We start from the raw sequence: 13,056 nt of genomic DNA on the forward strand, positions 1-13,056 counted from the left end.
GCCGGCGGCTCAAAGCCGCGGACCATTGCGTCCCCTGGGGGGACCGCCTGGCATCGCGCGCGTTCAGTGCTGCGGAGCTGGGCGGGGGGCCAACGCCACCACGCGATCCCGCGGGGCCGGCTTGAGGCCCGGATGGGCTTGCAGGTAGTTCACCAGGGCCATATGGTCCAGGATGCTGCGCTGCAGGATCTTGCCTTCCGCAAAGGCGGGGAAGCCGTCTCCGCCGGTGGCCAGGAACATGTTCATGCCGACCTTGTAGCTGGCGTCCATGCGCAGGGGTTGCCCGCGCAACTGCAGGCTGCCCGGTACCACGCGATCGCCCACCGGCCGGCTGGCGTCATGGGCATAGCGCAGGCCTTCTGAGAGCTGCAGCGGGCGGAACTTGGGCTGGCCTATCCATTGCTGCTCCAGTGCTGCCTTCAGCTGCGCGCCAGTCAACTGCATCACGACGAGGTTGTTGTTGAAGGGCTGTGTGGTGTAGACCTGCCCGAAGCTGACGGAACCGTCGCCGCTGAACAGCAGGCTGGAGCGCACACCGCCGATATTGGTGATGGCGAAGTCCGCGCCGCCGTCCTCGGGTGCGCGAGTGGCCGCCCAGTGCGCATCGGCCACCAGTTGGCCCATGGTGGTGGCCCCGGCGGCGTCTTCCTCGCGGGTAAAGCTGGTCCCGATGCGGCCCACGGGACGGTCGATGATGGCCGTGGCCTTGGATTCGTAGGCGGCGATCAGCGCGGTCTGCGATGCGTCACGGGCGTATTGATCGTGCCGCACGATGCGGTTCTCGGCCGAGGCGCTGCGCACGTCGCCGGTCTTGCGGTCCAGCTGGACATCGATGGCGGTGACGATGGTGCCGTACTTGTCACCGCTGGTGACCAGGCGGCCGGCGATGCGGCAGTTGTAGGCCCGGTGCGTGTGGCCGCTGACCACCAGGTCCACCGCCGGATCCAGCCGCTTGACGATGTCCACGATGGGACCGGAGATGCCCGGGCACTCGTTGTAGTCACCAGCGGGGAAGCCTCCCTCGTGGATCAGCACCACGATGGCCTCGACGCCCTGGGCGCGCAGCTGGGGGACCAGGCGGTTGACGGTCTCGGCCTCGTCATCGAAGCGCAGGCCCTTGACGCTGCTGGGCACCACGATGCCCGGCGTCCCCTCGAGGGCCAGGCCGATGAAGGCCACGGGAATGCCGTCGAAATGGCGGATGGCATGGGTGGGGAAGATGGGCTTGCCGGTCGCCGTCTCGATGGTGCTGGCGGCCAGATACTGGAAAGCGGCGCCCTTGAACGGCGCCGGGCCCTGGCAGCCCTTCTCGGGGTGGCATCCGCCGCGCTGGCGGCGCTGGAGCTCGTCCAGGCCGGCGTCGAACTCGTGGTTGCCCACGCTGCTGAGGGCCAGACCCATGGCGGAGAGGGATTCGATGGCCGGCTCGTCATTGAAGAGCGCAGACAGCAGAGGCGAGCCGCCGACCAGATCGCCCGCGGCTACGAAGACGTTGTTGGCATGGCCTGCTCGGGCCTGGGCCACAGCGGACGCGAGGTATTCCGAACCGCCCGCGTCGATGTCCAGGAAGGCGCCCGGACGCTGGGGGTCCTGGATGCGGATACCTCCTGCCGGCGGCTTCAGGTTGCCATGGAAATCGTTGATGGCCAGGATGCGCAGCGGCACCAGTTCAGAAGCTGCGGCGGCAGCTGCGGGTGTGGCCCGGCTGGCCGGGGCCTGTATGGGCGCTGTGCTGCAGGCTGCCAGGCCAAGGGCAGCCAGCGCGGCGGCCAGGGTGGGGCGCCAGGACAGGCGCGGGAACGCGGGACGGGATCCGTGCAGGGCAGCTGGGGCGGTCATGGAACTTCGCGGACGCTCAGGGTTTGTGAGGGGGCTGGCATGCGGCACCACAAGAATGCCAAACGTTTGCCGCACGCGGCGGCCAGTGTGCAGGGGGAGCGCCCCTGCGTCAAGAAGTGGGACCGATGTGCGGCCAGGCCCCTCGTCGCGGCGAGGGCGCTTGGGCAGGAGGCCGTGTCAGGATCGGTGGCGGTCCTGGGGTGATGGCGCTGCCTTCAAGGCATGCTCACAGCCTGGGTCATCACAGAGTTCGCAAGTCCAGCGCGTACTGCCGGGCAGACGGGACTGTCGGTCCAGCAGGCGGCTGAAGAGGCCTCCAACTGGCTTGGCCGCTCCCGTAGCCTGGCCTGGACTGACCTGGCCCAAGAGCGGGGTGAGGGCGTCCAGGGCATGTTCCAGGCGGCTTGGGCCCTGGCCCTGCACCACGACGAAGGCATGGCCCGCCTCGCGCAGCCAGCGGCGGAGCAGGCGGTCCACGGGCGCCTGGGCATGCGGGCCGTCGCGCATGGTGTCGGGTGCCCAGGGCAGGTCGGTGCTCATCAGCAGGCTCAGGTGGTAGCGGCGATGGGCCTGGTGGGCCCAGGCGGCCAGGCTGGTGTCGGCGAACAGGTACTCGCTGTAGATGGCGGGCATCAGGGCGGTGGTGTCGGCAATCAGCACATCGTGGCTGGCTGCCAGCGCGTCAGCGCGGCGCTCCTGCTCCTGGATGATGGCCAGCTGCTCATCCGCACGAGGCGTGCGGCCTTCGCGTTCGCACCATTCGCGCAGGTACTCGTCCACGCGCGCCACGCGCAGGCCGGTGAGGTGGGGCAGCGCCTGGTGCAGGGCGCGAGCGAGCGTGCTCTTGCCCGTGCTTTCTGCGCCCAGCAGCGCAATCCTCAAGGCAGACATCGCAGCCACTCAGCTTGCCGGCTGGTCCCGCAGCTCGCGGGACCAGGCCCGCCAGCCCGCCACAGACATGGGGATGAATCCGGCATACAGCAGCACCGTCAACCAGTAGCCCTTGATGGCGAACAGCGCGACAGACGCGACGTTCACCACCACCCATACCCCCCAGTTCTCCTGGTACTTCCGGCCCAGCAGGTACTGGCCGAGCAGGCTGGCCACGGTGGGGAAGGCGTCCCAGTAGGGCAGGGGGGAATCGGTGAAGTGGGCCAGGTAGAGCCCCAGCACGGGCCAGGCCAACAGGGTGACGGCCACGGCCTGCAGGAGGTGGCGCTGCGCCAGGCGGCGGACGTAGAGCGCCTCGCCCTCGTCCGTGCGACCGCGCAGCCATTGCAGCCAGCCCCACAGCGCGAGCACGGCAAAGACCAGCTGCAGCGTGGCCTCGCCATAGAGCTTGCCGGACCAGAACAGCAGGAAGTACAGCAGCGAGCTGACGAGGGCCAGGGGCCAGCCCAGCACCTGCACGCGCATATTGCAGATCACCATCCAGACGGCCAGCACGAAGGCCACCAGTTCCAGCCAGGTGATGGGGCTGCCGAAGGCCTCGAAGGCGGGCAGCAGCAGGGGGCTCAGCCAGGCGAGCAGGGCTTCCATGGAAGACAGGGGATCAGCGATGGACCTGGACGTAGATCTCGTCGGGACGGACCATGCTCAGCTCAAACCGGGCCTTCTCCTCGACCATCTCCAGGCCCTCGCGCAGGTCGCGCAACTCGGCCTGGATTAGCGCATTGCGCGCCTGGGCCTGTTCATTCGCCTGCTGCTGCTGGCGCAGCTCGGCGCGCAGCTGCACGCCACGGGCCAGGCCGCCCTTGCCGAACCAGAGCTGGCCCTGGATGGCGATGAGGAAGGCGGCGAGGATGAGCGCGAGGACTTTCACGAGGGGCGAGTGTAAGGCAGTCCGCGGGGGCCGGCCTTGCGGGATGTCCTTGAAAAAGGCCCCGGCACCAGGGGGTGCGGGGCCTTTGGGGGCCTTTCGCGGCATCGGGCACGAAGCCCGGATGCTCGATCAGCGCAGGTTGTAGAACGCAGCGCGGCCAGGATAGACAGCGATGTCGCCCAGGTCTTCCTCAATGCGCAGCAACTGGTTGTACTTGGCCATGCGGTCCGAGCGCGACAGCGAGCCGGTCTTGATCTGGCCGGCGTTGAGGCCCACGGCGATGTCGGAGATGGTGGAGTCTTCGGTTTCGCCCGAGCGGTGCGAGATCACGGCGGTGTAGCCGGCGCGCTTGGCCATCTCGATGGCGGCGAAGGTCTCGGTCAGGGTGCCGATCTGGTTGATCTTGATCAGGATCGAGTTGGCGATGCCCTTGTCGATGCCTTCTTTCAGGATCTTGGTGTTGGTCACGAAGAGGTCGTCACCCACCAGTTGCACCTTGGCGCCCAGGCGCTCGGTGATGTGCTTCCAGCCGTCCCAGTCGCCTTCGGCCATGCCGTCCTCGATGGAAATGATGGGGTACTTGTCGACCCAGGTGGCCAGCATGTCGGTCCATTGCTCGGCTGTCAGCGAGATGCCGCCTTCGCCTTCCAGCACGTACTTGCCGTCCTTGTAGAACTCGCTGGCGGCGCAGTCCAGGCCCAGGGCGATCTGCTCGCCGGCTGTGTAGCCGGCCTTGTCGATGGCTTCCAGGATCAACTGGATGGCGGCCTCGTGGCTCTCGACGCTGGGGGCGAAGCCACCCTCGTCACCCACGGCGGTACTGATGCCCTTGTCGTGAAGGATTTTCTTCAGGGCATGGAACACCTCGGCGCCCCAGCGCAGGGCCTCGCGGAAGCTCGGGGCACCCACGGGGATGATCATCAGCTCTTGCAGGTCCAGCGAATTGTTCGCGTGGGCGCCGCCGTTGATCACGTTCATCATGGGCACGGGCAGTTGGTTGCCGCCCATGCCGCCGAAGTAGCGGTACAGGGGCAGGCCGCTCTCTTCGGCAGCGGCACGGGCCACGGCCATGGAGACGGCCAGCATGGCGTTGGCGCCCAGGCGGCTCTTGTTTTCGGTGCCGTCGAGGTCGATCAGGGTCTTGTCCAGGAAGGCCTGCTCGGAGGCATCCAGGCCCAGCACGGCCTCGGAAATCTCGGTGTTGATGTGCTCGACGGCCTTCAGCACGCCCTTGCCCAGATAGCGGCTCTTGTCGCCGTCACGCAGTTCGATGGCTTCGCGCGAGCCGGTGGACGCACCGCTCGGCACAGCCGCACGGCCCATCACACCCGATTCCAGCAGCACGTCACATTCCACGGTGGGATTGCCGCGGCTGTCCAGGATCTCGCGTCCGACGATGTCAACAATGGCGCTCATTGAGAAGGTCTCCGGTAGGAAGTTGGTAACTTAGTTACGTTCGGCGCGCATGGTGCCAGCAAAAGGTTACGCGCGCTGAACAATCGCGGTCCAGGGGCTCATACCCCGTCCACGATCAGCATGCGCATGACGCCCGCGTTCTCGCGCAGGGTCCGGGCATGCCGGTAGGTCTCGGAATCGTAGAAAGCGCGGGCGGTGGCGTGGTCGGCAAACTTCAGCAGCACCAGGCGGGTGGGCTGCCAGTCACCTTCCAGCACCTCGATGGCGCCGCCGCGCACCAGGATCTCGGCGCCATGCTCCTGCATGGCCTTGGTGCTCCATTCCCGGTACTTGGCCATCTGCTCGGCATCGGTCACGGTGACGTCGGCAATCACGAAGGCGGCGGGCATGGGCATCCTTGAAGAAAAAGCGGCGCGGACTGTGCAGGCCGCGCCGGGGTGTGTTTCAGGTTCAGGCGGAGAAGTCGTTCTCCAGCAGGGGCTGGCTCTTGACCACGCGGTCCAGGGCCACGAGCTGCTCCAGCAGCGCCCGCATGCGGTTCAGTGGGACGGCGTTGGGGCCGTCCGAGAAGGCCTCGGCCGGGCGAGGATGGGTCTCCATGAAGAGCCCCGCCACGCCCACGCCTACGCCGGCTCGGGCCAGCACCGGCACCATCTCACGGGCACCGCCGCTGGTGGTGCCCTGGCCGCCGGGCTTCTGCACCGAGTGGGTCACGTCGAACACCACCGGGGCGCCGGACTTGCGCATTTCGGCCAGGCTGCACATGTCGGCCACGAGGTTGTTGTAGCCGAAGCTAACGCCGCGCTCGCAGGCCAGGAAGCTGTCTTCAGGCAGGCCTGCTTCGCGGGCGGCCTCGCGGGCCTTGTCGATGACGTTCTTCATGTCCCAGGGCGCGAGGAACTGGCCCTTCTTGATGTTCACCGGCTTGCCCGACTTGGCCACCGCGCGGATGAAGTCCGTCTGGCGGCACAGGAAGGCCGGCGTCTGCAGCACGTCGACCACGGCGGCCACGGGGGCCACCTGGGATTCGTCATGCACATCGGTCAGGATGGGCAAGCCGAGCTGGCGGCGCACCTCGTCCAGGATTCTCAGGCCTGCATCCATGCCGACGCCGCGCTTGCTGGTGCCGGAGGACCGGTTGGCCTTGTCGAAGGAGCCCTTGTAAATGAGGGGGATGCCCAGGGCCGAGCAGGCTTCCTTGAGCTGGCCGGCCACCTCGATGGAGAGCTCCTGGCTCTCGATCGAGCAGGTGCCGGCGATCAGGAAGAAAGGCTTGTCGATCCCGACATCAAAGCCGCAGAGCTTCATGGGCAGGGTTCCTTCAGGCCTTCTTGTGGCTCAGGGCCGCCTTGATGAAGGCGGTGAACAGCGGATGGCCATCCCAGGGCGTGGACTTGAACTCGGGGTGGAACTGCACGCCGACGAACCAGGGGTGCACCTCGCGCGGCAGCTCGACCATCTCAGTCAGCTTCTCGCGCTGGGTGATGGCCGAGATCACCAGACCGGCCGCCTGCAGCTTGTCGAGGTAGTGCTCGTTGGCTTCGTAGCGGTGGCGGTGACGTTCCGTCACGACCGGGCCGTAGATGTCATGGGCCAGGGTGCCGGGTTTGACGTCCGAGCTCTGGGCGCCCAGGCGCATGGTGCCGCCGAGGTCGCTCTTTTCGTCACGCTTCTGGATGGAGCCGTCGGCGTCCTGCCATTCGTCGATCAGGGCGATGACCTTGTGCGGAGCGTCGGGGTCGAACTCGGTGGAGTTCGCGCCTTCCAGGCCGGCCATGTGGCGGGCGTATTCGATGGTCGCGACCTGCATGCCCAGGCAGATGCCCAGATAGGGCACCTTGTGCTCGCGGGCGTACTGGGCCGCGAGGATCTTGCCTTCCACGCCGCGCTTGCCGAAGCCGCCGGGCACCAGGATGGCGTCGAACTTGGCCAGCTGCGAGATGCTTTCGCGGTCCAGCAGCTCGGAGTCGATGTACTCGATGTTGACGCGGGCATGGTTGTGGATGCCGGCGTGGCGCAGGGCCTCGTTGAGCGACTTGTACGAATCCGACAGGTCGGTGTACTTGCCGCACATGGCGATGGTGACTTCGGTCTTGGGGTTCTCGACCTCATAGACCAGGCTGTCCCAGCGCTTGAGGTCGGTGGACTTGGTGTTGAGCTGCAGCTTGGTGCAGATCAGCTGGTCCAGGCCCTGCTCGTGCAGCATGCGCGGCACCTTGTAGATGGTGTTGACGTCCCACATGGAGATCACACCGTACTCGGGCACATTGGTGAACAGCGAGATCTTCTCGCGCTCGTCGTCCGGGATGCGACGGTCGGCGCGGCACAGCAGGGCATCGGGCTGCACGCCGATCTCGCGCAGCTTCTGCACCGTGTGCTGGGTGGGCTTGGTCTTGAGCTCGCCAGCGGCGGCAATCCACGGCACGTAGGTCAGGTGCACGAAGGCGGTGTTCGTGGGGCCCAGCTTCAGGCTCATCTGACGAGCGGCTTCCAGGAAGGGCAGGGACTCGATGTCACCCACGGTGCCGCCGATCTCCACGATGGCCACATCGACCGCATCCGGCGTGCCGGTACCGGCGCCGCGCTTGACGAATTCCTGGATTTCGTTGGTGATGTGCGGGATCACCTGCACGGTCTTGCCCAGGTAGTCCCCACGGCGCTCCTTCTCCAGTACCGACTTGTAGATCTGGCCGGTGGTGAAGTTGTTGCTGCGCTTCATCCGGGTGGTGATGAAACGCTCGTAGTGACCCAGGTCCAGGTCGGTCTCGGCACCGTCATCGGTGACGAAGACTTCGCCGTGCTGGAAGGGGGACATCGTGCCCGGATCCACATTGATGTAGGGATCCAGCTTGATGAGGGTGACGGAGAGGCCGCGCGATTCGAGGATGGCAGCCAGAGAGGCCGATGCGATGCCCTTGCCGAGGGAGGACACCACACCGCCGGTGACGAAGACGTACTTGGTCATGTCTTGCAGCGTCCGATGCAAGAACGCTGTGGTGGTAAAGCGCGATTATAGCGAGGTCGCGCCGGGGGCCGCAGCCTCCGCTTCCAGCCTATCCAGCAATTGCAGCACAAGAGCTGCCGTATCGTCGGGCCGCTCGAAGGGATAGAGGTGCCCGCCTTCCATCCAGTGGAAGTTGTGACCGGCCAGGCGCTTGCTGGCCTCGGCTCCGGCCTGGCGCAGCTCCTCGGACTGCGTGCCCGCCACGAAGGCCACCGGGCAGCGCGGCGGATGGCGGCGCATGATGCGGTCGAAGGTGTGGGGCAGGGTGTTGTAGATGCGGGTCTCGATCTCGCGGCGGAATCCCAGGTGGATCTCCCCCTCGATCTCGTCGAAGCCGCTGGCGATGTAGTCGCGCAGCACGCGCTCGTCCCAGCGGGCGAACTTGTGCTTGCTGGCGAAATGCTCGAACACCACGTCACGCGAGGGCCAGCGGTGGCGGCGCTGGCTGGAGATCTTGCCGGGCGACACCCGCTCGATCAGCCCCGTCAGCTTGGCCACATGGATGCTGTGCGCCTTCCAGCCCGAGACCACCGGCGAGTCCAGCATGAGCAGGCCGCGCGCCAGGTCCGGCCGCTTGCAGGCCGCCAGCAGGCTCACGCCACCGCCCAGCGAATGCCCGGCCAGCATGACGGGGCCCGGCGTCTTCATGCGCGGGCGCACCTGGCGCTCGATGAAGTGGATCAGTTGGTCCCGCAGGTGCGGCCAGTTGCTGGTGACGGGGTAGTGCGGGTCGTGGCCCAGGCGGGGGATGGCATGCACCGTCCAGCCCGCCCGCTCCCAGGTCTCGAACAGCACACGGTAGCAGCCCGCGGGAAAGCCGTTGGCGTGGGAGAAAACGAGGTGGCGCTCGGCCGGCGCGGGCGGGATCTGGGACATGGAAGGGTTCAGGCGCGGACCAGTTGCTTCAGCTTGTAGAGCTGCTCCAGGGCCTCGCGCGGGCTCATGGCATCGGGGTCGAGATCATGCAGGGCGTCCAGGGCGGGATGGGTCGCCTCGGCGACAGCCGGGGGCGGCTCGGGCGGCGCCGCGAACAGGTCGATCTGCGAGTCAGCCTCACCGGCCTTGGCCTCCAGCGCCTCCAGCGTGGCGCGAGCCTGTCGCACCAGGCTGCCGGGCATGCCGGCCAGGCGGGCCACCTGAACGCCGTAGCTGCGGCTGGCAGGGCCGGGCTGGATCTCGTGAAGGAAGACGATGTCTTCGCCGCTCTCCGCTGCCGAGACGTGCATGTTCACCGCCTGCGGGTGCTTGGTCGGGAACTCCGTCAGCTCGAAGTAGTGCGTTGCGAACAGGGTGAAGGCCCGGCACTTGTCATGCAGATGGCTGGCGATGGCGCCGGCCAGTGCCAGACCGTCGAAGGTGGAGGTGCCGCGGCCGATCTCGTCCATCAGCACCAGGGACTGGTCCGTGGCACCGTGCAGGATGGCGGCGGCTTCGGTCATCTCCAGCATGAAGGTGGACTGGGCATTGGCCAGGTCGTCCGCAGCGCCGATGCGGGTGTGGATGGCGTCCATGGGTCCCAGGCGGCAGCTGCGCGCCGGCACGTAGGAACCCATGGCCGCCAGCAGGCAGATCAGGGCCACCTGACGCATGAAGGTGCTCTTGCCGCCCATGTTCGGGCCGGTGATGACCTGCATGCGGGTGCGGGCGTCGAGCCGGCAGTCATTGGCCATGAACTCGCCGGCGCCGGTTTCGCGCAGGCGCATCTCGACGACGGGGTGGCGGCCGCCCTGGATGTCGATGCAGGGCTGGGGCACGAACTCCGGCCGGGCCCAGCCCAGCGTGGCGGCGCGCTCGGCCAGGGCTGCCAGTGCATCCAGGCTGGCCAGGGCACGGCCCAGGCGGGTGAGGGCGGGCAGCTCGTTGATGAGTTCGTCGATCACCAGCTCGTACAGCGCCTTTTCGCGCGACAGCGCGCGCTCCTGGGCGGAGAGAGCCTTGTCTTCGAAGCTCTTGAGTTCCGGCGTGATGAAGCGCTCGGCGTTCTTGAGGGTCTGGCGGCGCTGGAAGTCCATGGGGACCTTGTCCAGCTGCCCCGTGGTGACCTCGATGTAGAAGCCGTGCACCTTGTTGTACTGCACGCGCAGATTGGCGATGCCGGTGCGGGCGCGCTCGCGGGCTTCCAGGTCGAGCAGGTAGGCGTCACAGTTCTGGCTGATGCCGCGCAGCTCGTCCAGCTCCTCGTCGAAGCCGGTGGCGATGACGCCGCCGTCGCGGACCAGCACCGCCGGCTCCTCGGCGATGGCGCGGCTCAGCAGCTCCGCCAGGTGGGGCGAGGCCAGCAGGCCTTCGCCCAGGGTCTGCAGCAGCACGCTGCCGGCCGCGGGCACCTGCGAGCGCAGGGCAGGGAGGTTCAACAGCGTGGCGCGCAGGCCGGCCAGCTCGCGCGGGCGCACCTGCCGCAGGGCCACGCGGGCCGCGATGCGCTCCACGTCGGAGACCTGGCGCATGGCCTCGCGCAGCCCCTCGAAACCCTTGGTGAGAAAGGTGTCGATGGCTTCGTGCCGCGCCAAGGCCTCGCTGCGCTCGCGCTTGGGATGCAGCAGCCAATGGCGCAGGGCGCGGCTGCCCATGCCGGTGCGGCAGTTGTCCAGCAGGGAGAGCAGGGTGGGACTGGCCTCGCCGCGCAGGGTTTGAGTCAGTTCCAGATTGCGCTGGGTGGCGGGCGGAAGATCCAGCAGCTCGGAGGCGCGCTGCACTTGCAGACTCTTGACGTGAGCCAGGGCGCGGCCCTGGGTGTGCTCGGCGTAGCTCAGCAGCGCCGCGGCGGCGGCCTGCGCGGCCGTCATCTCCTGCGCGTTCAGGCCCTGCAGGCTGGCCACGCCCAGTTGCTCGCAGAGCTTGCGCAGGCCCAGGGCGGTGTCGAACTGCCAACTGGGGCGGTTGGTGATGGGCAGGCGCGCAGCCAGCACGCCGGCGGGCTGGCGTTCGCGGTCCACCAGCACCTCGGCCGGGGACAGCCGGGCCAGCCACGATGGCAGTTCCTCGGCACTGCATTCCGCCAGGCCCAACTGGCCCTGGGTGAGCGAGAGCCAGGCCAGGCCCAGGGTGGGCTTGGCGCGGGCGCCGGTGCTGGCCACGGCCAGCAGAATGCTGTCCTGCTTGTCGGCAAGGAGTTCGGTGTCGGTTACGGTGCCCGGCGTCACCACTCGCACGACCTTGCGCTCCACCGGCCCCTTGGTGGCGCCTACCTCACCGACCTGCTCGGCAATGGCCACGGCCTCGCCCAGCTTGATCAGCTTGGAGAGGTAGGACTCCAGCGCATGCACCGGCACGCCGGCCATCACCACGGGCTCGCCACCGCTCTGGCCTCGCACGGTCAGGGTGATGTCCAGCAGGGCGTTGGCCTTGCGGGCATCGTCGTAGAAGACTTCGTAGAAGTCCCCCATGCGGTAGAAGACCAGGGTGTCCGGGAACTCGGCCTTGATGCGCAGGTACTGCTGCATCATGGGGGTGTGGGCGGAGAAGTCCTGGGCCGCTGGGGCGGCCTGGGCACTGGCGGCGCTGCTGGAGGCGTGGGCCATGTCGGCTTGCGGGATGCTGGAAAAGGGAAACGAGCCGCTGCGGGCTTGCGGGGCTGGCATCTTAGCGGCAGTGGGCGGTGAGCGTGCCTGCGCATGCGTCCGCATCCACGCTCCTGAGGAGGCGCTGGGCAGGGCCGAGGAAAAAAATCATTGAATACTGTATGCGCATACAGTATTCTTGCGCCATCACGAATCAAGGCAGGCACGCCACCCGGCGCCCCCTGCCACCTGGTCAAGCAATGCAGCGGGAGCAGCAGATGGCAGCGGTCAAGCGCATGAGTGTGAAGATGGGTCGGACGGTGGGACTGATGGTCGGCGGCCGCATGCAGGAGCCGGAGTCCTGGATCGTGGGCATTGGCGGTCTGACCGTGCTGGGGCTGGCGCTGGGCGTGCTGGGCTGAGTGTGGTGCCTTATTGGCCTTATGGCCTCGGGGCCGGCAGGGGGATGAAGTCGTCCTCGCCTGGCACTTTGGGGAAACGGCCCTCGGCCCAGTCCCGGGCCGCCTGCTCGACACGCTCCTTGCGGCTGGAGACGAAGTTCCACCAGAGGTGCCGGTGTCCATCCAGCGGCCTGCCGCCCAGGAGTACCAGTTCCGTGGGTTCCGGTGCCCAGGGCGGGGCGCTGAGCTCTAAGGCCGGATGGGGTGGCGCTGCGGTCTGGCTTGATGCCAAGGCGGTGCCGTCTTTGCTTGCTTCGTTGCCAGCCTGAACATCGCCGCCCCGCGTGCTGTCCTGGGCTGTGTGCAGCACCGCCAACTGTCGCGCTGGTAGCGGCGCTCCCTCAAGCAGCAGGTCCTGGCTGGGGGCGTAGAGGGCCCATTCTTCCGGCAGCTCGGCCCGCCAGTCGTCCAAGGCAAGGCTGGCCCCCGGCGCCAGGCTCAGGTGCAGGTACAAGGTGCCGGCCGATGCACGGACTGGCGACTTCAGCCCACCCAGCTGCCCCACCAGAATGCGGATCCTCGCCCCCGGTCGTTCCAGCACGGGCAGGTCCGCGGCAGCCACGTGCTGGAAGGCGGGTTCGCACTCCTCCTCCTCATGCGGCAAGGCGCACCACAGCTGCAGGCCGTGCATGGCGTAGCGGGCGCCTCGCAGGTGCTCGGGCGCACGTTCGCTGTGCACGATGCCTTTGCCGGCCGTCATCCAGTTGATGTCGCCCGGGCGGATCTCCTGGCGGGCCCCGGTGCTGTCGTGGTGGAGCAGAGCGCCTTCGAAGAGATAGCTCACCGTGCTCAGACCGATGTGCGGGTGTGGGCGCACGTCGTGGGCTGGATCGCCATGACTGGTGCTCGGGCCGAAATGATCCATGAAGATGAAGGGCCCGACGCTGCGCTGGGCCACCGCCGGCAGCAGGCGGGACACCTTGAAGCCACCGCCCAAGTCTTTCTCATGGCCGTGAATGAAGCGTGCTACTGGCATGTCGGTCTCTTTCATGAAGTCAGGTCGGGGCCTGGCAG

The 13,056-nt window shown here is 67.5% G+C and carries 12 protein-coding genes; 1 reads left to right on the top strand and 11 read right to left on the bottom strand.

Translation table 11 applies throughout. From position 1 onward, the window contains the following. Positions 1 to 63: 63 nt before the first annotated feature. The 10 genes from ACS5PK_RS08905 to mutS all read right to left on the bottom strand — a co-directional run bounded on the left by ACS5PK_RS08905 (position 64) and on the right by mutS (position 11,527). Positions 64 to 1,839, bottom strand: a complete 1,776-nt coding sequence (locus tag ACS5PK_RS08905) for a bifunctional metallophosphatase/5'-nucleotidase (RefSeq protein ID WP_439439880.1) — start codon at positions 1,837 to 1,839, stop codon at positions 64 to 66. 177 nt (positions 1,840 to 2,016) lie between these two features. Continuing rightward, the gene (locus ACS5PK_RS08910; RefSeq protein ID WP_439439881.1) at positions 2,017 to 2,730 is read right to left on the bottom strand and encodes an AAA family ATPase; all 714 of its coding nucleotides are present in this window, start codon (positions 2,728 to 2,730) and stop codon (positions 2,017 to 2,019) included. Positions 2,731 to 2,739: 9 nt separating this feature from the next. Next, the gene (pnuC, locus tag ACS5PK_RS08915) at positions 2,740 to 3,378 is read right to left on the bottom strand and encodes a nicotinamide riboside transporter PnuC (protein WP_439439882.1); all 639 of its coding nucleotides are present in this window, start codon (positions 3,376 to 3,378) and stop codon (positions 2,740 to 2,742) included. Between the two features lie 13 nt (positions 3,379 to 3,391). Then, positions 3,392 to 3,661, bottom strand: a complete 270-nt coding sequence (locus ACS5PK_RS08920; protein WP_439439883.1) for a septum formation initiator family protein — start codon at positions 3,659 to 3,661, stop codon at positions 3,392 to 3,394. 129 nt (positions 3,662 to 3,790) lie between these two features. Continuing rightward, positions 3,791 to 5,077, bottom strand: coding sequence for a phosphopyruvate hydratase (gene eno / locus ACS5PK_RS08925; protein ID WP_439439884.1), 1,287 nt, complete (start codon positions 5,075 to 5,077; stop codon positions 3,791 to 3,793). A 98-nt stretch (positions 5,078 to 5,175) separates the two neighbouring features. Beyond that, positions 5,176 to 5,466 (bottom strand): DUF1330 domain-containing protein, encoded by a 291-nt coding sequence (locus tag ACS5PK_RS08930; protein WP_439439885.1) that lies wholly within the window; start codon positions 5,464 to 5,466, stop codon positions 5,176 to 5,178. A gap of 61 nt (positions 5,467 to 5,527) precedes the next feature. Next, positions 5,528 to 6,385, bottom strand: coding sequence for a 3-deoxy-8-phosphooctulonate synthase (gene kdsA / locus ACS5PK_RS08935; RefSeq protein WP_439439886.1), 858 nt, complete (start codon positions 6,383 to 6,385; stop codon positions 5,528 to 5,530). A 13-nt stretch (positions 6,386 to 6,398) separates the two neighbouring features. Further along, positions 6,399 to 8,042, bottom strand: coding sequence for a CTP synthase (locus tag ACS5PK_RS08940; RefSeq protein ID WP_439439887.1), 1,644 nt, complete (start codon positions 8,040 to 8,042; stop codon positions 6,399 to 6,401). 45 nt (positions 8,043 to 8,087) lie between these two features. Next, positions 8,088 to 8,957 carry an alpha/beta fold hydrolase gene (locus tag ACS5PK_RS08945; protein WP_439439888.1) on the bottom strand — a complete coding sequence of 290 codons (870 nt, stop codon included), beginning with the start codon at positions 8,955 to 8,957 and terminating at the stop codon, positions 8,088 to 8,090. A gap of 8 nt (positions 8,958 to 8,965) precedes the next feature. Beyond that, positions 8,966 to 11,527, bottom strand: coding sequence for a DNA mismatch repair protein MutS (mutS, locus tag ACS5PK_RS08950; protein ID WP_439439999.1), 2,562 nt, complete (start codon positions 11,525 to 11,527; stop codon positions 8,966 to 8,968). A 332-nt stretch (positions 11,528 to 11,859) separates the two neighbouring features. Here mutS and ACS5PK_RS08955 point away from each other — a divergent pair, with 332 nt between their 5' ends. Continuing rightward, complete coding sequence (locus ACS5PK_RS08955) at positions 11,860 to 12,003, top strand: hypothetical protein (protein ID WP_439439889.1); 144 nt, start codon at positions 11,860 to 11,862, stop codon at positions 12,001 to 12,003. Between the two features lie 19 nt (positions 12,004 to 12,022). Here the strand turns inward: ACS5PK_RS08955 and ACS5PK_RS08960 are convergent, their stop codons facing one another. After that, positions 12,023 to 13,018, bottom strand: coding sequence for a pirin family protein (locus ACS5PK_RS08960; protein ID WP_439439890.1), 996 nt, complete (start codon positions 13,016 to 13,018; stop codon positions 12,023 to 12,025). Between the last annotated feature and the right edge of the window lie 38 nt (positions 13,019 to 13,056).

Source organism: Roseateles sp. DB2, assembly GCF_051857535.1.
Taxonomy (GTDB): Bacteria; Pseudomonadota; Gammaproteobacteria; order Burkholderiales; family Burkholderiaceae_C; genus Roseateles_B.